The organism is Bacteriovorax stolpii, from assembly GCF_002872415.1.
GTDB classification, from domain to species: Bacteria; Bdellovibrionota; Bacteriovoracia; order Bacteriovoracales; family Bacteriovoracaceae; genus Bacteriovorax; species Bacteriovorax stolpii.
Window position 1 is genome coordinate 3,598,170 of record NZ_CP025704.1, and the last position, 19,196, is coordinate 3,617,365.

17 protein-coding genes are annotated in these 19,196 nt (G+C 38.4%); 6 read left to right on the forward strand and 11 right to left on the reverse strand.

Going from position 1 to position 19,196, the window contains the following annotated elements; all coding sequences use genetic code 11:
- Positions 1–11: 11 nt before the first annotated feature.
- A complete protein-coding gene (locus C0V70_RS17780; RefSeq protein ID WP_243733572.1) occupies positions 12–845 on the forward strand; it encodes a transketolase in 834 nt (277 codons plus the stop codon).
- On the forward strand, positions 838–1,773 hold the full coding sequence (locus C0V70_RS17785) for a transketolase family protein (protein ID WP_102245211.1): 936 nt from the start codon (positions 838–840) through the stop codon (positions 1,771–1,773). Before C0V70_RS17780 ends, C0V70_RS17785 begins: the two co-directional genes overlap by 8 nt.
- Here C0V70_RS17785 and C0V70_RS17790 read toward each other — a convergent pair.
- From C0V70_RS17790 to C0V70_RS17800, 3 genes are read right to left on the reverse strand one after another with little or no spacing between them, the layout of a single operon-like run.
- The gene (locus C0V70_RS17790) at positions 1,748–2,749 is read right to left on the reverse strand and encodes a radical SAM/SPASM domain-containing protein (RefSeq protein WP_102245212.1); all 1,002 of its coding nucleotides are present in this window, start codon (positions 2,747–2,749) and stop codon (positions 1,748–1,750) included. The genes C0V70_RS17785 and C0V70_RS17790 overlap by 26 nt on opposite strands.
- On the reverse strand, positions 2,746–3,456 hold the full coding sequence (locus tag C0V70_RS17795) for a glycosyltransferase family 2 protein (RefSeq protein ID WP_102245213.1): 711 nt from the start codon (positions 3,454–3,456) through the stop codon (positions 2,746–2,748). Before C0V70_RS17795 ends, C0V70_RS17790 begins: the two co-directional genes overlap by 4 nt.
- A gap of 3 nt (positions 3,457–3,459) precedes the next feature.
- The gene (locus C0V70_RS17800; RefSeq protein WP_102245214.1) at positions 3,460–4,635 is read right to left on the reverse strand and encodes a DegT/DnrJ/EryC1/StrS family aminotransferase; all 1,176 of its coding nucleotides are present in this window, start codon (positions 4,633–4,635) and stop codon (positions 3,460–3,462) included.
- 78 nt (positions 4,636–4,713) lie between these two features.
- On the opposite strand from C0V70_RS17800, the gene C0V70_RS17805 reads away from it, so the two are divergent.
- The 3 genes from C0V70_RS17805 to C0V70_RS17815 are packed head-to-tail and all read left to right on the forward strand — an operon-like array spanning position 4,714 to position 8,415.
- Positions 4,714–5,832, forward strand: a complete 1,119-nt coding sequence (locus C0V70_RS17805) for a radical SAM protein (protein WP_158649740.1) — start codon at positions 4,714–4,716, stop codon at positions 5,830–5,832.
- Positions 5,832–7,127 carry a DegT/DnrJ/EryC1/StrS family aminotransferase gene (locus tag C0V70_RS17810; RefSeq protein ID WP_102245216.1) on the forward strand — a complete coding sequence of 432 codons (1,296 nt, stop codon included), beginning with the start codon at positions 5,832–5,834 and terminating at the stop codon, positions 7,125–7,127. Before C0V70_RS17805 ends, C0V70_RS17810 begins: the two co-directional genes overlap by 1 nt.
- On the forward strand, positions 7,090–8,415 hold the full coding sequence (locus C0V70_RS17815; protein ID WP_102245217.1) for a DegT/DnrJ/EryC1/StrS family aminotransferase: 1,326 nt from the start codon (positions 7,090–7,092) through the stop codon (positions 8,413–8,415). The genes C0V70_RS17810 and C0V70_RS17815 overlap by 38 nt, the downstream gene beginning before the upstream one ends.
- On the opposite strand, the gene C0V70_RS17820 is transcribed toward C0V70_RS17815, so the two are convergent.
- The 3 genes from C0V70_RS17820 to C0V70_RS17830 form a co-directional block, all read right to left on the reverse strand.
- A complete protein-coding gene (locus C0V70_RS17820; RefSeq protein ID WP_158649741.1) occupies positions 8,412–9,974 on the reverse strand; it encodes a glycosyltransferase family 39 protein in 1,563 nt (520 codons plus the stop codon). The genes C0V70_RS17815 and C0V70_RS17820 overlap by 4 nt on opposite strands.
- A gap of 110 nt (positions 9,975–10,084) precedes the next feature.
- Positions 10,085–10,981: a glycosyltransferase family 2 protein gene (locus C0V70_RS17825; protein ID WP_102245219.1), complete on the reverse strand. Its 897-nt coding sequence runs from the start codon at positions 10,979–10,981 to the stop codon at positions 10,085–10,087.
- 43 nt (positions 10,982–11,024) lie between these two features.
- Positions 11,025–12,767 (reverse strand): hypothetical protein, encoded by a 1,743-nt coding sequence (locus C0V70_RS17830; RefSeq protein ID WP_102245220.1) that lies wholly within the window; start codon positions 12,765–12,767, stop codon positions 11,025–11,027.
- A gap of 194 nt (positions 12,768–12,961) precedes the next feature.
- On the opposite strand from C0V70_RS17830, the gene C0V70_RS17835 reads away from it, so the two are divergent.
- Positions 12,962–13,966 carry a radical SAM/SPASM domain-containing protein gene (locus tag C0V70_RS17835; RefSeq protein WP_208107765.1) on the forward strand — a complete coding sequence of 335 codons (1,005 nt, stop codon included), beginning with the start codon at positions 12,962–12,964 and terminating at the stop codon, positions 13,964–13,966.
- On the opposite strand, the gene C0V70_RS17840 is transcribed toward C0V70_RS17835, so the two are convergent.
- From C0V70_RS17840 to C0V70_RS17860, 5 genes are read right to left on the reverse strand one after another with little or no spacing between them, the layout of a single operon-like run.
- Positions 13,963–15,060, reverse strand: a complete 1,098-nt coding sequence (locus C0V70_RS17840) for a DegT/DnrJ/EryC1/StrS family aminotransferase (protein ID WP_102245222.1) — start codon at positions 15,058–15,060, stop codon at positions 13,963–13,965. The two genes, C0V70_RS17835 and C0V70_RS17840, sit on opposite strands and share 4 nt — an antisense overlap.
- Complete coding sequence (locus tag C0V70_RS17845; protein WP_102245223.1) at positions 15,057–15,479, reverse strand: sugar 3,4-ketoisomerase; 423 nt, start codon at positions 15,477–15,479, stop codon at positions 15,057–15,059. Before C0V70_RS17845 ends, C0V70_RS17840 begins: the two co-directional genes overlap by 4 nt.
- A gap of 39 nt (positions 15,480–15,518) precedes the next feature.
- Positions 15,519–16,496, reverse strand: coding sequence for an SxtJ family membrane protein (locus C0V70_RS17850; RefSeq protein ID WP_133566659.1), 978 nt, complete (start codon positions 16,494–16,496; stop codon positions 15,519–15,521).
- The gene (locus tag C0V70_RS17855) at positions 16,487–17,773 is read right to left on the reverse strand and encodes an SPL family radical SAM protein (protein ID WP_102245225.1); all 1,287 of its coding nucleotides are present in this window, start codon (positions 17,771–17,773) and stop codon (positions 16,487–16,489) included. Before C0V70_RS17855 ends, C0V70_RS17850 begins: the two co-directional genes overlap by 10 nt.
- A gap of 9 nt (positions 17,774–17,782) precedes the next feature.
- Complete coding sequence (locus tag C0V70_RS17860) at positions 17,783–19,006, reverse strand: aminotransferase class V-fold PLP-dependent enzyme (protein WP_158649742.1); 1,224 nt, start codon at positions 19,004–19,006, stop codon at positions 17,783–17,785.
- Positions 19,007–19,196: the final 190 nt, after the last annotated feature.

Consider the following 19,196-nt stretch of genomic DNA (forward strand, 5'->3'; position numbering starts at 1 on the left):
TAAGCTTGAACATGCAGAATGAAAACTATATCGTGTTAGGTATGAAAGACATCTCCTTCTTCAAAGAGAAGAGTAAACAAATCAGAAAAGACATTGTCCACACAGCATTCGCTGCTCAAAAAGGGCACATCCCTTCTGCTTTCTCTATGATTGAAATTTTGGTAATGCTTTATTACCAACTGGCGAAAATTACACCCGAAATGGCCCAAGACCGCGACCGCATTATTTTAAGTAAAGGCCACGGTTGTTTAGGGCAATACGCCATTTTAGCAGACTTAAATTTTTTCCCAAAAGAAGAATTACTTCGCTTCTGCTCTAAAGAAGGAATTCTAGGAGGGCACCCTTCGAGAAAAGTTCCCGGAATCGAAGTCTCAACAGGTTCATTGGGCCATGGGCCATCGCTGGGAATAGGGATGGCACTGACAAATAAAAACTCGAATGTTTTCGTCATCGTCGGCGACGGTGAATGTAACGAAGGAAGTGTTTGGGAAGCAGCTCTCGCTGCCAACAAACACCAGTTAGATAATTTCTGGATCATTGTCGATTACAATAAATACCAGTCTTATGATCACACGCAAGTGATTTGTCCTCTCGATGACTTAAAAGAAAAATGGCAAAGCTTTGGTTTCCAATGCGAAGAAGTTGATACGATCAACTCTCCTTACTCATTCATGGAAAGTTTCGCTCGCCTGCAAAAAACCAAAGGTCCAAAATGTATTGTCTCTCATTCTATTAAAGGTCTGGGAGCAAAAGCTCTTGAGGGAAACCTCTCTCATCACCACTTAAGATCAATGAGTGAAGATTTCAGAAACCAATTACTAATGGAGATTGATTCCCATGCGTAGCTCTGGATTAAATGAGATCTTTCAAATGGCCAAAAATGATAAACGCATTGTGTTTGTCGGATCAGATTTAGGTTTTAAGGTTCTCGATGAATTCAAAAACACTCTTCCAGAGCAATTTTTTATGGAAGGGATTTCTGAGCAGTATATTATCGGCATGGCCGCAGGTATGGCACTCAATGGAAAGATCGTTTACGTCAATACGATTGCCTCTTTCCTCACTCGCCGCTGTCTTGATCAGATTTCAATTAATCTCTGTTTGGAAAAAACCAATGTCCGTCTTTTTGCCAATGGTGGAGGACTTATCTATGGACCAATGGGACCCACTCACACCATCATTGAAGACATCGCTCTCATGATGGCACTTCCTAATATGGCCGTGATTGTTCCGGCCGACAAAAATCAGATGCTTCAACTTTTAAAGCAATCTGTCGATTACCAAGGTCCAATGTACATTCGCGTTGCCCGCGATAACTATCCAGATCTCACTTCAAAACATGACATCGTTTTTGGCGAGCCTTGCCTCTTAAAAAATGGGGAAACGTTCGCCATTATATCTAATGGGTATATGTCTCACACAGCGATGAAAATCGCTGAAAACTTAAAAGCAGACGGGCTCAATGTAAAAGTTATTGATCTGCATAGCCTTCGTCCTCTCAATACGCAGTCGTTGCAAAAACACCTGAAAGGGATTGATAGAGTTGTAACGATGGAAGAGCACATCAAGACAGGTGGATTGTACAGCCTTGTGAGCGATTTGATTCTCTCTTGTGATCTACCAATCAAAATTAAGAACTTCAGCATTCCTCACCAGTATTCGGAAACCTACGGCGAGCAGGATGATCTACTCAAGATCATGTCACTTGATCCTGAATCTATGACAAACGAATCGAGGGATTTTTTCCTTAGAGCTGGTAAAGGTCTTCGTTAAGACACTGGCAGAAACGACAAATGTCGTGAGCCTTCTTATCTGGATTCGTCAAAGACTCACGCAAAGAAATAACCTCTGGTGAATTCCATCCTTCAGGTGAAAAGATATTTCCAAATTCTTTGGCCGGAGCACGCACACAGCAAGGTCCAATATTTCCAACATTATCTAATTGCACATAACTCATTGGCAGTACACAGTGCTTAACTTTTCTTTCTTCCAAAGGAATTAACGGCACCCAGGTAATATAAATTTGCCCTTTGTACTTTTCTTTTAAACGCTTTTCTTCATTTTTATATTCAGCATTGTCTTCAAACAGAACTTTTTTCATTCTGTCTTTAGTCTTTGGGTAATAATTATCAAAGATAAGCTCTTTGCAGCCAATATCCAGGGCAAACCTGATTTTATCTTCCATGTGGTGAATCGTCGTACTATCAATCACCGACTGCATCCAAAAGCGTTTTTTGCCTTTGATCGCTGTTGCCACTCTTCTGATATCTTCACGGTTATTGTCATAAAGGCTAAGCCCCAGAACATCCAATGAGGAGACCTTAAGTTTTTCCAACATTTCACCTTTTAACAAAGCTGAATTTGTGACCACTGATGTGACCTTTCTTTTTTTATGAAGAATTTCTATATAATCAAAAATATTTTTATTTAAAAAAGGCTCTCCTCCAAGAAATCCAATTCGGAGAGCCGCTTTCGCGGCATCAGTCTCCAATATTTTATTCAATTCTTCAGGTGAAAGATCGCCTTCTTTTCCAGGGCTTTCGGCCATATAAGTTTCAACAAAGCAAAACTCACAGGCGAAATTACATCTTTTAGTCGCAGAAATAATAATGGAAACTGGATGAAAATTAAGTGTTGTCTCTTTCGTCCACTTATTAAGTTGAAACTTTAAAAAATTAACGATGACTTTAAGCTCTGGTGGATTTTTTAAAAACCTCAGCATGACATAAAGATAAAGTGAAATTTTCAAAGAGCTTCTCTCCTTGAAATCACGTACTGCCAATAGAGCATTCGGCAGAATCCTTTCACAACTTCTTTAAGAGATTTCCACGACAGGGCCTGAGACTTGGTCTGTTTTACATTAGTAAGTCTGATAGGAACTTCTTTATACTGGGCCTTTCCTCTTAGGAGTTTAAGTAAGATTTCCGCTGTAAAAAAGAAGCCTCGGCTTTCAAGATTGATTTTTTTAATCACTGAGACTTTGTATAAAGAAGTCCCATTAAAATACTTAAGTCTATGTCCGAAAGCTAAATTAATAATATGCGTGTAGCTTCGAGAAAGTCTTTGTCTAAAGGCACTGCGCTCTTCTGGGTTTTCAACATAAGTAACTAGAACATCTTCTTGATTTAAATCTGCCACATGAATCATAACGCTTTCAGGGTCATTTTCATTGTCGCCAGGAAGTAAAAAAGCATAATCCATTTTTGCTGACTGGATACCGCTTAAAAAAGCAGCCCCTAATCCCTGAGATTTTAAATGAGTGATTACCACAAGCGAGGGGTAGAGATTCTGAAGATCTTTTAGAATGGCAGCCGTTTGATCCGTGCTCCCATCGTTAATAGCAATCACTTCACCCAAAAGCTTAAATTTCGACAATGCTCTAAAAGCACCATGAACAGTGTTGGCGATTTCAATTTCTTCATTTTTAGCAGGGATAATAATAGACAGTGTCTTCATTACCTAGGATTGTAGCAATTTATTAGTAAGTTCTACAATACGGCGGGCTTCGCTTTCTGAGACACAAAGAGGAAGATTGACGATTTCTCTGGCGACATTTTGAGAATAATTGTGCCCTGAAAGATACTTATGACCCTGATAAGGTTTAAGCTCTGGAAGAGAGTAATTATACATATCTCCCACTTGAATCCCGTGCGAGAGCATGGATTCCATATAAGACTCGCGATTTTTTATCAAAATATTATAGTGCGACACAACTATGCCTTCAGTAACGTCAATCTTGGGAACCTTCAAACCTTGCTGATAAATGCCAGTGACCGCTTGAATAGACTCAGCCGTTTCTGCAAATTTCTCTAACTGCAGGCGCCCAATAGAAGCTTCGAAGGAACTTAGGTTCTGAAAACTATCTTTTGGGATTTCAATTTTATTCACATCAAAGAGCTTAACGAAGTAATCAATAAACCCATAGCGCTCAAGAAAATTGGTCACACTATAAAAAGGTTTCCAGAAAGCAACAAAGGCCAGAAAAAGATAAACTCTTTTAAACAAACCCCGCCCTACTGAATCTGAAAATAAGTGAGTTTTCACTGAATCAATTTGCTTAATCAATTCTGCATCATTAGTCGTAAGCATCCCTCCAAAAACAGAGGTTACTGGTTTACTAAGTCCGAGTCCAAAAAGGGCCATATCCCCAAAGTGCGCAATAGTTTTCCCTTGGGATTTCCCATTGAGTAAATGAGTGCAGTCCTGAATGATTTTGATATGTGGGTAATGCTCTTTAATAAATTGAACTTCACCTAAATTAACAGGGGCCCCGTAGAGCGAAGTAAAAACAATGGCCGCAGTTTCTTTGCTTATAGCTTTTTTTAAAAGCTCAAAATCCATTGAAAGGTCTTCTTTTCGTACATCAACAAAAACTGAGTGATTGCCACTTTCCTCTATGGCATGCGCCATAACAATGCAGGTATAGGCCGGGAGGATGATCTCCTTTTTCTCAATCTGATGAGCTTTTAAAAAAGCGTATAACGCCATTCTCCCATAAGAAAAAGAACGAGCGTACTTCTGTCCCATAAAAGCAGAAAACTCTTCTTCAAAGTCTTGAACTTCTGACTTTGGTGTAAGAGAGAAAATTTTCTTAAATTCGCCCCAACCAAGATTGGGTCTAAATCTAGGGATCATCGTTTTGCCTCTCTAAATATCTTCTCACGCTCCATGTGTTATTGCTACTGTGAATTATTTAAGAGTATAATTTCTCCTATGAATCCACAGAGATTAATTAATAAATTCACTCGTAGAATTTTTTTGGCGTACTCCGATCTCTATGGATTTTTAGCGCAAAAGCTCTTCAACGTTCACCATCTTTACCCAAGTAAGATCACTTTTAAGATCACCAATATCTGTAACGTTGACTGCCACTTTTGTTACAACGTCGGCAAAAACACTCAAGCCGAAAGAAAGTCTGAAATTGATTTGGAAAGCTGGAAAAAGCTTGTCAGCAATTCTCCTTTTTATACGGCCATCTCTTTTACAGGTGGGGAGGCCTTTCTTTATCCTCATTTATTTGATCTTTTAAAATTTATCGGGCAAAAAAAGCGCAAGGCCTCTATCGTAAGTAATGGGACAACATTAAACGAAGAGCAACTCAATAAACTTATTGATTCTAAACTTCACTATCTGATGTTTTCTCTTCACGGAATGGAGCGCACTCATAATCGCATCCTTGGTGGCCATATCAACTATTTTGAAAAGACCACGGAAACCATTAAAAAACTTGAAGAGTTAAAAAAGAAAAGAGGAAGTAATTATCCGATTGTGGGAATCAAGGTTGTCATCACTAATGAAAACTACCAGGATATTCCAGAGCTCATGGACTATTCTGAAAAGGAGCTAAAGGCCTCTCACCTTTACTTCAACCTGCTTTCTAACGAGCCTTTTGAACTTTTTGAGAATGTGAACGATGCTTTTAAAGCACAAGCTCCCATTCATATGTATGAGAAAATTAAAATCCCAAAAATCCATGCCCTAATTGACCATATCTTTGATTATAAAAAAACATCTCGTATGAATATTGGTTTTACGAACGTCTTTAAGAATAAGCAAAAATTAAAGGACTATGTCGAAAATCCCGGGCAGTTTGATGTTACGGCTTGTAACAAGCCTTTTCACGAGCTTTATATCCAGCCAAATGGCGATGTCATTTTCTGTTTAAAATACAAAGTGACCAATATTAAAGACATCAATTACGACATTAGGAATATTTTTGCTCTTCCACGCTACCGCGAACTCCTTGAAGCTTTTCAAGAGAAAGGAAAAAAAGTGGACTACTGCCACACGTGCCTAGAAGCTACTTTTGAAGACAAGCGAGCTGAAGCCTGATGAGAAAGATTCCTCGCGGTGTCTACTACCTTTCCTTTGGAAGAATCCTGCAAACGCTGGTGACTTATCCATTTAAAAATTTCTCTAGCCAAAGCAAGGTTGAAGAATTTGAGAAAGAAGCATCTTTAAAACTTAACTCTCCTCATGCTCTGGCCATGCCACATGCTCGCATAAGTCTATATTATTTACTTAAGCACTATCGCCTTGATGCTGGAAGTGAAGTCTTAATGTCACCAACCACACTTCCTGACATGGTTAACATGGTTTTACTCCTTGGATTAAAACCCGTTTTTGTCGATTTCAAGGAAAACACTCACACTGCCGACATCTCTAAGGCCGAGAAGCTTTTAACATCAAAAAGCAAAGTTCTTTATCTCACACATTTGTACGGGATTCTTCCAGATATGAACGAGATTCTGACCTTTACTCAAAAGAACGATCTTATCTTCATACAGGATTGCACCCAGTCTTATGGGACATCTTTTGAAGGAAAACCTGTCACAGAATTTGCAAATGCTACGTTTTATTCGACATGTTCTCTAAAAGACCTTCACACCCATATGGGATCACTTCTTTGTGTAAAATCAGCAGACCAGATGAGGGCCATTAGAAAAAACACCGTGAGAGATTTTCATCCTTTGAGTAAAAGATATTTTTGGAAATTTTTAAAAGAAGACTTAGTCGCCTCCTTAGCGTTAAATCCTTATCTCTTCTCTTTTTTCACTTATTACGTTTTTAAAATCCTTTTTGCGATCGACGCTAAACTCATTGAAGATTTAATTGATGGTAGAGGACTTAAACTTGGTCCATGGACTTTCTTTAAAGGATTGTTTGGCGGCTCTGGAGATGAGAGGAGAACTAAAATCCCTCACGACATGCTCTATCACTTTAATGATCTGCAGGCCGAAGTAGGCCTTCAAGGCCTAAAGGATATGGATGATTTTGAGCACAGAAGAAGACAAAACACTTTGCTTCTTATTGAGCATCTCTCTGATAAAGCAAAAACGAGGCTTCCTCACTTGGAAGAAAAGGCTCATCATTCTTTTTGGCGAATTCCTATTTATGTTGATGATCAAAAACACTTTGAGCATTTCCTCTTTAACCATGGTATTGATCCAGGGAAAACAACCTTGCCTTGCCTGCCAGATATGGATATTTTTAAAGACTTAAAACAAAGTGCACCGGTTGCCCTAAAAATGGGGAAACATTCGTACTTTCTTCCCAACTTTCACTATTTAAACGAACGAGAGATAAAACATGTTGCCAGCACCATTAACCAATACTTCGCTCTATAAGTATTTTTCTAACCGCTTGCCGCGTTTTCAGTTCTTTTATAGAACTCCAAAACTTTATCATTCACTTCTCAAATTGCAGTCAAAAGATGCCCTCGCACGTTCAAAAAAGACGCAGGATTTTGAAGAAGCGATTTGTAAACATTTCAACTCGCGCCACTGCCTGACAACATCGTCTTTTCGCATGGGGCTTTACTTCTCCTTAAAGTCATTAAATCTTAAAGAAGGAGATGAAATTCTCCTCTCTCCCATTACAATCCCTGATACGATCAACGCTATTCTTCTTTTGAAGCTTAGACCTATTTTTGTAGACATGTCTTTAGACGACCACTGCATAGACCTTGCTTTGGCCGAACAACAGTTAACTCCTAAAACACGCGTGCTATTGGCAACGTATCTTTCCGGAATTGTCCCTAACTTGCAAAAGATTAAGGACTTTACTCAAAAACATAACCTGCTCTTTATTGAAGACTTCTCTCAGAATTATGAGGCACACTTTGATAATAAATACCTGGGAACTTGGGGCGATATAAGCATCGGCTCACTTTCCAGCGGAAAAATCCTTTCATCTGCGGTAGGTGGAATCATTCTCACTCAATCAAATGAATATGCGGCTAACATCAAAAAAGAAATTGAATCTTTTATTCATGCACCTACCAGAAGTGTTCTTAGTTATTATCTAAAAAATTGCATCTTCGTTGAGACTGCGACACTAAGGCCTATCTATATTTTCTTCACCCACAGCTATTTAAAAGTGATATCGATTCTCAATGGTAAAGGAATTGTCGATTTTGAGCATGACCCAGACCATAGAAACAATATCTTCTTTTGTTCAAAACCAAAACTTCGCACTGAATTTCCTAAAAGTTTTTACACATGGCTTTGTAACTGGCAGGCAGATATGGCCCTTGGCCTTTTAGAGGAAATGAAGACCAATACAAACAAAAGACGCCACTTGGCCAAAACACTTTTTGATCACCTTAGCCCAGAAGCTAAAAAGTTCATTCCTCAAAATCTTTTTGATTATCAACAAAACTCTTATTATCACTTCCCTATTAATTGTTTTGGGAAAAGAGAAGAAATGCGAAAAAATCTCTTTAAGAATGGAATTGATAATGGCAGTTATGGTTTAAATCTCTGCTCAGAAGAAACTATCTTTCACCCGCACACAAAAATATTGAAAAATGCCAGAACCATCAAATACGATACGGTGTTTATTCCTCTCAATGAAAAGTACTCTGAAAATCATATGCGCCATATCGCTATGACTTTAAACGAAATGACCCTCTAGTTTTTTTCGTACAGGGCCAAATGCATTAACCAGCTCTGCCCAACGGGTCCTAAGTCATACCACGCTTCGACATGCTGAAACTCTGAAGTCTTATCGAGTTTTTCATTAAAATGGTGACGAAGTTCTGTTTTTTTTACAAGTTTATAACCGATATCTGCGATAGCTTTATTCATCGGTTCAACCTTTTCAGCTTCCCCTGGTGAGTTTCTTAAAACAAAAAGCTTCTTACCATCTTTAGTGAGTTCTTGAAGCTTGCGATCTAATTCCACATTATCAACAATGATTTCAATGTGCTTATCCGCAAAGGATGGATGGTGTTTAATGGCCCAAACGATTCCAAAATAATTTAAATAGCTCGTCTCCGCGAAACTATCAAAGATGATAATTGCCATTTGTGATTCATCTTTCATTTCTTCTGAAATTTTATCAACGAAGAAATACTTATCTTCATTGACTATCATTTTAGGATAAATATCATTAATGAAATTTCCTGTAAAAAGCAAGGTCGCTAGTCCTAATGCCCAGGCATTGCGATACTTAAGCTTTTTAAAGTAAAAGCTGAGTATAAAAATAAAGGCCGGCATCAAAAAAAGCCAATAAGTGATGTCATAAGGCAAAAAGAGAATATAGCTGGTGAAAATGAAATAAATGGCAAACCAACAAAGCATAAAACGCGTTTCGTGAGCCTTATCTCTTAGTGCCATCTTTAAGGCCTTATATCCAATAACAATAAGAACAAGTCTAAAAAAAAGCCAGACAGCGTGATAGCCTTCGAGCACCGTGTAAATCAAATGGTAAACACCAGTCACAAATGGATAAAGAATAAGTCCCCATACAATACTAAAAAGACTATAAGCACTTTTAGTCCAAACGCCCATTTCATCACTATAAAACAGAAAAACTTTGATCATTTCTCCCAAGCTTTTAGCCCCGATATAAAAATAAAGTGGAAGAATATAAAATGCCATTCCAAAGGCAAAAATAATAGCGAAGATAATGCTTCCGACTTTAAGAATATTCTTTCTATCAGCACGCCAAAAAATTAAAAATTGTGGAATGAGCATAAAAACAAACAACGAGTGAAAGGCCATTGCGACACCGAGGCTTATGGCCTGATAAACAATGTAAGAGGTCTTTCTTTCTTCAATGTATTTAAAGATTAAATACATCGACAGCAAGTTGAAACACTGCCCCGACGTATAACCTTCTCCTGACTTTGCTCCAAACCAAAAAATATCAGTAAACATCAACACCACTGTCATCAGGGTGGCAAAAATCTGATCCTTGGTGAACCTCTTCATGATTTTATAAAAGAAGAATCCTCCCATAAGACCGGTGATGGTATTAATAGAAGAAACAGCTTTAATCCCAGGTAATTGGATAGAGAAAAGTGCAAGGAAGTCTTTTAAAAGCTTCCCTAATAAGTGTAGAAGTGGATGATCCGGGTGATAGTTTCCAAAAGCATTATAGTTCACCAACCAAGGGCTTACCCCATAATGCCCATGTGTCACATCAAAAAATCCTTCCATGGCCCCAGAGTAAACATAAGACTCATGCATATGAATTTTGATATTAAAAAAGAGATAAACAAAAATGACAAATCCCCAGAGGCAGTAAAAAGCTCTCTTTTGTGATTGTTCTGTTTGAAAAAGGTCCTGCTTTAACATATTTATTTTTGTGACTTAAGCACGTATTGAGGTGTTCCGTTGTGATCCATATAAAGCTTTCCAATATATTCACCAATGATCCCCAGGAAAATAGATTGGATAGAAAAAAGTAAAAAGAGCGCACAAATAAAACTCGCCCATCCTCCGATTCCCAAAACAGTTAAAACAATCAAAACGAAAGTCGAAACTAGAAAAGTAACCCCACCAAACAAAGTCATAAGCCTTAAAGGCTTTGATGAAAAATTGATCAAGATATTAAGCCATAAATTTACAAGTTTTCTAATGGTGTAATTACTGCGACCTTCCTGCCTTTCTTTATGCTCAACAAGAACCTGTCCGTAATTGTTAGTTGACCTCAAAACTAGTCCTTGAATATAGGGAAAGGCTCCTTTGTACTTGATCACTTCATTAATCGTTTCTCTATTCATAATTATGAATGTTGAAAAATACAGGTCATATGGTTTATTAATTAAATAAGTCAGTATCAGGTTGTTTAACCAGCTGGCCGAGTTTCTAAACCATCCATGATTCTTTTTAATAAAATCAGAAAAAACCACATCGTAGCCTTTTTGAATAGCTTGATAGAGCTTAATAATTTCATGAGGCGGGTTTTGAAAATCATCATCTATAATCACGGCAAATGGAGCTGTGGCATGATTAAGAGCACACATCACGGCATTATTTTCACCAAAATTCTTTCTTAACGAATAAAATTTAACAGCTTCATACTTATTAACAATATCCAAACAAACTGACTCAGTTTGATCTTGGCTGGAATCATTAACGATTACGACTTCAATTTTTAAAGAACTCAGCTCTTTAAAAATAGCTTCTACCAAAAGACCAATGGTCTTCGCGCTATTGTAGGCCGGAATACAAACCGAAAGATCGTATGTCATGCCTTAAACGGTATCTAAACTTCTCTATAAATTCTATTAAAATTTAATCATCTCTGATTTCATCTGAAATGAAGCCGCCGTCACTTTTCAGGAGACTTTCCTTAAAGCCGACGGGATCATAAATGATCTCTGAAGCCGCTTTTTGAATGTAGGCCTTGCGGCTTTTTTCGATCACTTGAACTCTTTTTTCATCCTCGCGATAACGATAGAAGCGCAGAAGCTTTTCATAAGTCCCCAGGTTTTCAAATAAGGATTGAATGTTAGGTCCAGCGCCAACGATGGCCTGATCAAGCTTTCCTGTGGCCTTATAGGCAATATAGTTTTGCTGGTTGTATTTTAAATTAAGCCCAGTAATCAGCAAATAAGAGCAAGAAAAGTACACTGTAAGAACAGACACTAGGGCCAGGATGCTCTTCTTTTCAATCGCAAGATAGCGATAAAGCTTCATCGTACCAAAGGCGCATATTAAGACCAAGGGAAGCATAAATCTCAACTTTAACCCTACTTCTGGAAAATAGAAAATATTCGCAAATAGACCTGTTATCCCCTGGTAAGAAAACCAAGCAGCCATCTCTTGCCATTGATTTCGTCCAAAGAAAAAATGCTCATAATTTAAAATATAACTAAAACCTTTGATGATGTTTTGCCCAGATGCCAACACGATAAAAATTACAAAGAGTATTTTTTTCCACCGAACATCTTTTATCTTTTCATAAAGACTCATCAAAAGAATGGCGAATATAGCAAAATGAGGAACCCAATGGCGAGCCCCGTAACTTTCGTGATGAATGCGGGCAAAGGACTCAATAACTAAGGCTAAAAAAGGAATACTCCCTAAAATAATAAGAGGAATATCTTTTTTCTTTTCAAATAGGAGACTAATTAATCCTACAAAACAGGCGAAATAAATTGGGCAATTATTAAAAAATCCTGACGGATAAACCAGGTTTGGCCACAGCATATAGTAATCAAAATTCACCACATCGGCATAACCGTAATTAACAAAACCAAATTTAACCGAATCGTTAACTAGCATAGGAATGAGATTAATCAACACACCGGCACTAAAAATAAGCCCATTTTTAATCGTTGCCTTAAATGACCTAGTCGCTAAAAAATATTGAATCAACAAGTAGACGGGCAAAATAAAATAAAATATATGGTCAATCTTAAGTGCTAGTCCTGCTCCCAAAAGAAGCCCGAAAAAAAACAGCGAACGAGTCGACCAATTTTTTAATAAATAGAAAAACATTCCTATTTCAAATGTTGCAAACACACTTGAAGTCACATCAGCGTTACCTGGTTGTACAAAAGTAAACCACCAGTAAGATGTTGTCAGAGAGAGTGTGATGAAAACCCATCCTCGGTTTTTTCCGGGAAAAAGCTCCCCTAAAAGAAAGACCATGAGGATAATCGTCACGACACTAAAAAACACTGTGGCTAAGGATCTGGTCAATACAATAAGTTTTTTATTGTCTTCTGAGACAAATGTCTGCATGACCTTTTTGTATGCAAAAAAAGGCGCCCACATCGTCACAATGCCGTTTGAATGCACATCCGGCCAATTGCCACTTCTTGTAATCTGCCAACGTTCTTTATCAGGCACCTGATTGATGACATTAAGATCGAAGTCATTAACAATACTTTCTGAGTAATAATCGTAGATATTCTTTTCGACGGACATGTTTTGGTGATTAACACGCAGAAAAAGAATGGTGAATAACAAAGCAAAAGCTATGAACTGAAGGGTGCTTCCTGCTTTTTTAAAACGCTCAAAAAAAACCAAACGAACTCCGATACAAGAAAAGAAATTATATTAACTTTATACCAGAAATATGATTTTATTAATTAAAAGTCCCCTCTGACAGCGGTTTTATTATTAAAAGTGATATTATTTTAGATGGACATAAACTGAGCTGGCATTCCGACCGAATCAAGGATTGGATTGCTGGTAAAAGAGTTCCGCCAATCACTATCGATATGGCGCTGACTCAAGACTGCAATTACCGCTGTACCTACTGTTACGCCTTCTTTCAACGAAATGAAGGTCATCGCATGACTAAAGATGTTGTGTTTCGTTTTCTTGCCGACTGCGCTGAATTAGGTGTAAAGGCCATCACATTTACCGGAGATGGGGAAAGTACACTCTCACCTGTTTTTAGTGATGCTGTTCTTGAAGGAAAAAGGCTGGGTCTGGATATGGCCGCAGCTTCTCATGGTGAAAAGTTTGGACCTCTGGATTTAGAAAAAATTCTTCCTGCGCTCACTTATTTGCGCATCAATATCTCCGCTGCCACTCCTGAGCGTTATGCCAAAATTCACGGGACCAGCCAGCAAGCTTTCTTTAGAGTGAAAAAGAATATTGAAGAGCTTGTGCGCATTAAAAGAGAAAATAACCTCACAACAACTATCGGTCTGCAGATGGTGCTCATGCCAGAAAATGGTGAAGACATTATTCCTCTTGCCGATTTTGCTGTCGAAATGGGAGTGGATTATTTAGTTATCAAACACTGCTCTGATGACAAGGACCGCACACTTGGAATCGACTACAGCAAATATTTTGAGTTAAAAGATGTTCTAGAAGCGGCCCAAAGACGCTCAAATTCTGTCACTCAAATCACTGCAAAAATGTCCAAAATAATGAGTCAGGGAAAACGTGAATACACAAAGTGTTTTGGCCCGACTCTCATGCTCCAAATTTCAGGAACAGGACTTGTCGCCCCATGTGGAGACCTCTTTGCGACTGATAAAAAACGCTTTCACATTGGAAACATCTGCGAGCAGTCTTTTAAAGAAATCTGGCATGGAGAGAAATTTCGCGAAGTCATGGAGTATATCGGCTCTGATGAATTCAACCCGCAAACTCAGTGTGGCACATTATGCCTTCAGCATTTAGTGAACACTTATCTTTACGATTTAAAAGAAAACAATGGCCCTCTTTTAGAAAGTTCTGCACAGCCTCCTCAGCACATTAATTTCATTTAAAAACGATTAAGAACATTGCAAATTTTTTGAAGGTCTTCTCCACTGATATAAGAACTCAGAGGAAGACTTAAGATTTCAGACTGTAACTTTTCCGCGACCGGAAATGTTCCTAAATCATATCCATGATAAGCTTTTTGCTCATGGGCCGCTTTTGGGTAATGAATTTGAGTTTCAATGCCATTGTCTTCTAAATACTTTTTTAAAGCATCTCGCTCATTTGAACGAATAACAAATAAATGCCATGAATGGCTTTCATGATCGGTATAGACTGGAAGTTGAATCTTGGGGTTCTTGATCCGGGAAAGATAAAACATGGCCGCTTTTCTTCTCGCCTCCAGGTCTTCTTTGAAATATTTCATTTTCACCTGAAGAATCGCTGCCTGAATCTCATCCAGTCTACTATTTACCCCTTGGTAATCATGCTGATACTTTTCTCTTGAACCATAGTTCCGAAGAGATAAAAGAAGCTCATAAAGACTTTGATCATTAGTTGTAACGGCCCCAGCATCCCCTAGAGCTCCCAGGTTTTTACTAGGATAAAAGCTAAAAGCTGCCGCGTCTCCAAATCCTCCGGCCATTTTCCCTGCCAAGGCCGAGCCATGAGACTGGGCTGCGTCTTCAAGCACTAAAAGCTGATACTCTTTGGCGATCGCCATAATCTCTGTCATCGGTGCAAGTTGCCCGTAGAGATGCACAGGAATAATCGCTTTCGTTTTTTTAGTGATGGCCTTTTTTATTTCCAGAGGAGAAATATTAAATGTTTCTGGATTTGGTTCGACAATTTTAATAACGAGATTATTTTCAGTGATTGCCAACATCGATGCAATATAAGTATTGGCCGGAATAATAACTTCATCATCAGAATGAAGTTTTCCCTGCTCTTTCCATGCCCTTAAGACCAAAGTTAAAGCATCCAGACCATTGCCCACACCAACCGCGTACTTTGTCCCACAAAATGCTGCAAAAGCCTCTTCAAAAGACTTCAGCTCATTTCCAGAGATAAATCGTCCTGAATCAATGACACGAGTACAGGCCTCGATAAGCTCTTGCCTTAAAGGAGAAGTTGCGTTTTTAAGATTTAAAAATTCGATCATAACGACATCGTTAAAGAGGCCGGTGAAGCTTCATTTAAAAAGCAATTGTAATCGCAGATATAGTCTTCTGAATCATACAACTCACTTGCAAGAACCATGAGAATGCAATCCTGGCTAAAGTCATGCATTTCTCTCCAGACCATATTCTTAATAAGAAGTCCTTTAGAATTTGAAGAAAGAGTGACTTCTTTTTTAGTGAAAGCATCATCAGTTAAAACTCGACATGAACCTTGAATACAAATAAGCATTTGAGAAAGTTTGCGGTGAGCATGAAATCCTCTGGAAATGCCCGCTTGCATGCCTTTGATGTAATAGACACGTTTGATCTCAAAAGGAACACTTTTCATACTCTCAAAAACAGAAAGTTCTCCCCTTCCGTCTTCAATTGTAGTGACTGATAATTCCTTGACTCTATCCATGAGTAAAGTCTAAACGAAAACGAAATGTAAGGCAATTTTCTAGAAGATGCTCTTCATATTGAGCGTATGTTTATCAACTGCTTTTTCTTCTCTCAGAGCTTTTCTGAAAAAAACTCTGGCAACAAGAGCGTAAGGGCACAAAATAAGAAAATAAAGCACGGTGTAAAATCCCCAAGATTTTATTTTCCCTACGATCTTAGCAATAACCATCCAAACAACATAAGGCCGCTTAAGCCACTCTGGAGTAAGCAGTCCCAAGATCATCAATAATGGCCCCCAAACCATCGGCCAGTATGAATGAGGTGTGTGTTTTAAATAAGGAATAGCAAAACCAAAAAGCCCAAGGATCAACAATCCCATAACTATCCCAAACTTTCTTAACTCCCCTTTTTCTAATTGACCTTGGTTTGGCAAAAAAGGATCGAGGCTTAGTTTTTTTATCGGTTCAAAATGTTGATCTTCGAAATGCTCATAGGCCTGAAAGTTATCCGCGGGAATAGTATGTTTTAAATGTAATTCCCAAACAGCGCAGGCGGCTCCGAAATCGTAAGCATTTAAGTGTTTAGACAAATGTATATTTAAAAGCTCTTTAGTCACCGGCATTTCGCTAAAAAGAATTTCTGGAACTTTCTCATTGGGATAAAGCTTCATAAGCTCTTCGCTCATCTGATTTTTAAAGAGCATCTTTCCTTCTGAAATCCACTCTTTTGTCGTCTTCATAAAACGCAGAAAAGAGAAAGGCACTTTGAAGATGATATCCTTCATGACTCGCTCAAACTTAAGAAGAGGTTTATCGTAAAAACCAATGTAACTTACATCTTTAAGGGTAATTGCTTCTTTCTTTAAACATGCGCGCACTGATTCTTTGGGAAAAGAGTAATCATCTTTTAAATGGCTAAAGTGAGATTCTGAAAAATTAACGACAACTCTGCCATCTTTTAATAAAACAGCTCCAGACTTCTCCCAGCCGTAGGCCAGTCCTAAAATATAAACCGGAGTTTCCAACACTAATCCCACAGGTTCTTAAGCAAATAACTTCTCATGCGGTATAACCATCCAGAGTTAAAAATTAATTGCAATGAATTCATTTCGGGGTAGAGAATTTTCATTTTCTTTGTGAAAGCAATTTCTCTCGTGTCACTCTTAAAAGCAGAAACATTCTTCTTTAAGTTACAACAGTCTTTTTTGTCGGCCCAAAGATCCTGGTCTTTCCAGAAGTAACTTTCTCCCAGGCCAAGATAACAAGTCGAAAAGTCCATTCCGACTTCCTTGCATTTTTGAGAAATAGCTTCGTAATAAGACCTGATTTCCGGTGCACTATACTTAAAGCCTTCTGTTGTTTGCTTGATTTCCTCTTTCATAAGTGAGCGAAGATCAAAACCAACTTTCTGACTCACGGCCTGAGTTGTCTTGCCATCCATATGAACAAAACCAGCAAGCAGGTTTTTACAGCCATAACTTCTGATCTCTTCAATCATTGAAGGATTAAAAAAATCAAAAGCAGGCCTATCGCCAAAGCTTCCTTTTTTTCCGCTCAGATGCCCATCAGGAAAATTAGGAAAAAGCGGGTTGAGTCTTACCGAGGTAAAAACTTTGGCCTGGTTTAACTTTCTCAAGGCCTCTAATCTTGCATATGGCGATTCTGTCCCAGGCTCAATAAGCTTAACCATTTGCTCATTTAAAGTAGGAATCGAAAACTGCACTGTTGCCTTTTCCGGGTCCATGTACTTTAGGTATTCATCTTCCGCGACCATTGGCGAGCGGGTTAAAAATAAAAAAGGATAATTATAGGCCTTTAGAATTTTTAGTGTCTCAAGCGTGTTTTTATATTTTCTTTCCATCGAAAGAAAAGGGTCCGACATCGAACCAATCCTTAATGGTACACGTTTTATAAAGACTTCTCTCAGAGGAAAATCGTCATCTGTTTCGAATGCTTTATAAAAAAGCTCCCACAATGATGAGATATCAATAGGCACAGGTACCGGGCTGTTCCATTGGTTAATCTTAGAAAGCTCCGCTTTGGCCCAGCAGTAAACACATTCATGAGTGCACCCATTCATATAGGTATCGAGTTGAAAGCCGTAATAACATTGCAGGCAGTCTGAGGTGGCCCCAATTAAATGAGGAATCCCCTGAGGAAAGAGCTCTGCCCCTTTTTCGGCCTGATTCCTCATTGAAGCGAAATGCTGGAAGGGAGAGATGTCAAAATCGTACTTAAAGCCAGAGCGATCTTGAAGAAAAGATATTTTCTCATTGATGGCATTCAGGCTGGTGTAAGTCGATTTATCGTACATTGTTACCTGTTAATAAAACTGAATAATCTGATTAATGACTGAAACAAATGTCTCTGCTTCTTCCTGAGTATTATAAACAGAAAATGAAAGTCTCAATGTAGGAGGAAGATTTTCTTTATGAAACCAGGCATGGGCACAGTGAAAACCACTTCTGGTCATAATATTCTTTGATTCATCCAGGAGAATCGAAAGCTCTCCCATATCTTTATTCTTCACAGAGAAATTTAAAATACCTGAACGAAGTTCTGCTTCTTTTGGACCCAGGATTTCAATACTTGAATGCTTTAAAAGCTCTTGCGTGATGAATTGATTAATTTTTACTTCATGTTGATGAAAGCTCTCAATGCCAAGTTTCTCAATATAACGAAGGGCTTCGGCCCCTCCAATCGCTCCTGCATAATTTTGAAGTCCTGCTTCTAAACGATAAGGAGTCTCTGCAAAAGTAAACGAAGTATAGTCTGCATCTAAAACAGTCTCTCCTCCATAAAGGAGAGGCTTTAATTTTTGAAGAAGTTCAAACTTCCCATAAAGAGAGCCAAACCCTGAAGGGCCAAAGGCTTTATGAAATGAAAAGGCCAGGAAATCAACATCCAGCTCTTTAACATTAATTTTCTGATGAGCAATGGCCTGAGCAGCATCGAGTAAAAAGAAGGCTCCATTTTCATGGGCGATTTGCACCATCTCTTTAATTGGAAGACTCATTCCCGTAACATTCGACGTATGAAAAACAGACACCAGTCTGACTTTGCCTTCAGTAAAAATCTTCTTATAAGATTCTAAATCAAAGGCCTGATCATCTTTTTTTATGTCGACCAACTTATGAACAATTCCTTTTTCCATCGCCAGCATTTGCCAGGGGATTAAATTTGAATTGTGCTCCATATTTGTCGTCAGGACAATATCACCTTTTTTGAAGTCCAATCCATTGGCAATAAGATTGATTCCCTCTGTCGTATTTCTGGTAAAAACAATCTCCTGGGGCTTATCAGCACCAAGGAAACGCGCGACCGTACTTCTTGCTGCTTCATACTCTTTTGTCGTTTGTTTTCCAAACTTATGAACAGCGCGGTTATGACAAGCTGGATGATCGGTATAATAAGTTTGAGAGGCCTTAATGACACTTGCAGGTCTTAGTGTTGTACAAGCATTATCAAAATAAATAGGAAGTTGCCCTCCTACTTTTTTACTTAGTACTTCATAGTCTGCACGGATTTTTTTAATATCGAGACTCATTTCAAGATCCACCATGAAAGGCCCGCGAAACAAAGTCCCCAGCAAGACAAGAGTATAACAAAATTAAATGATTTAAAAAAAAGACCTGAAGCTCTTGGGGAATACCTTAGAATCTTTCCCGCCATCTCACATTTTGTTTTTCGTAAAAGTGAGCTGTTTTTAATCAAATCAGCATTGGCCTTAATCACAA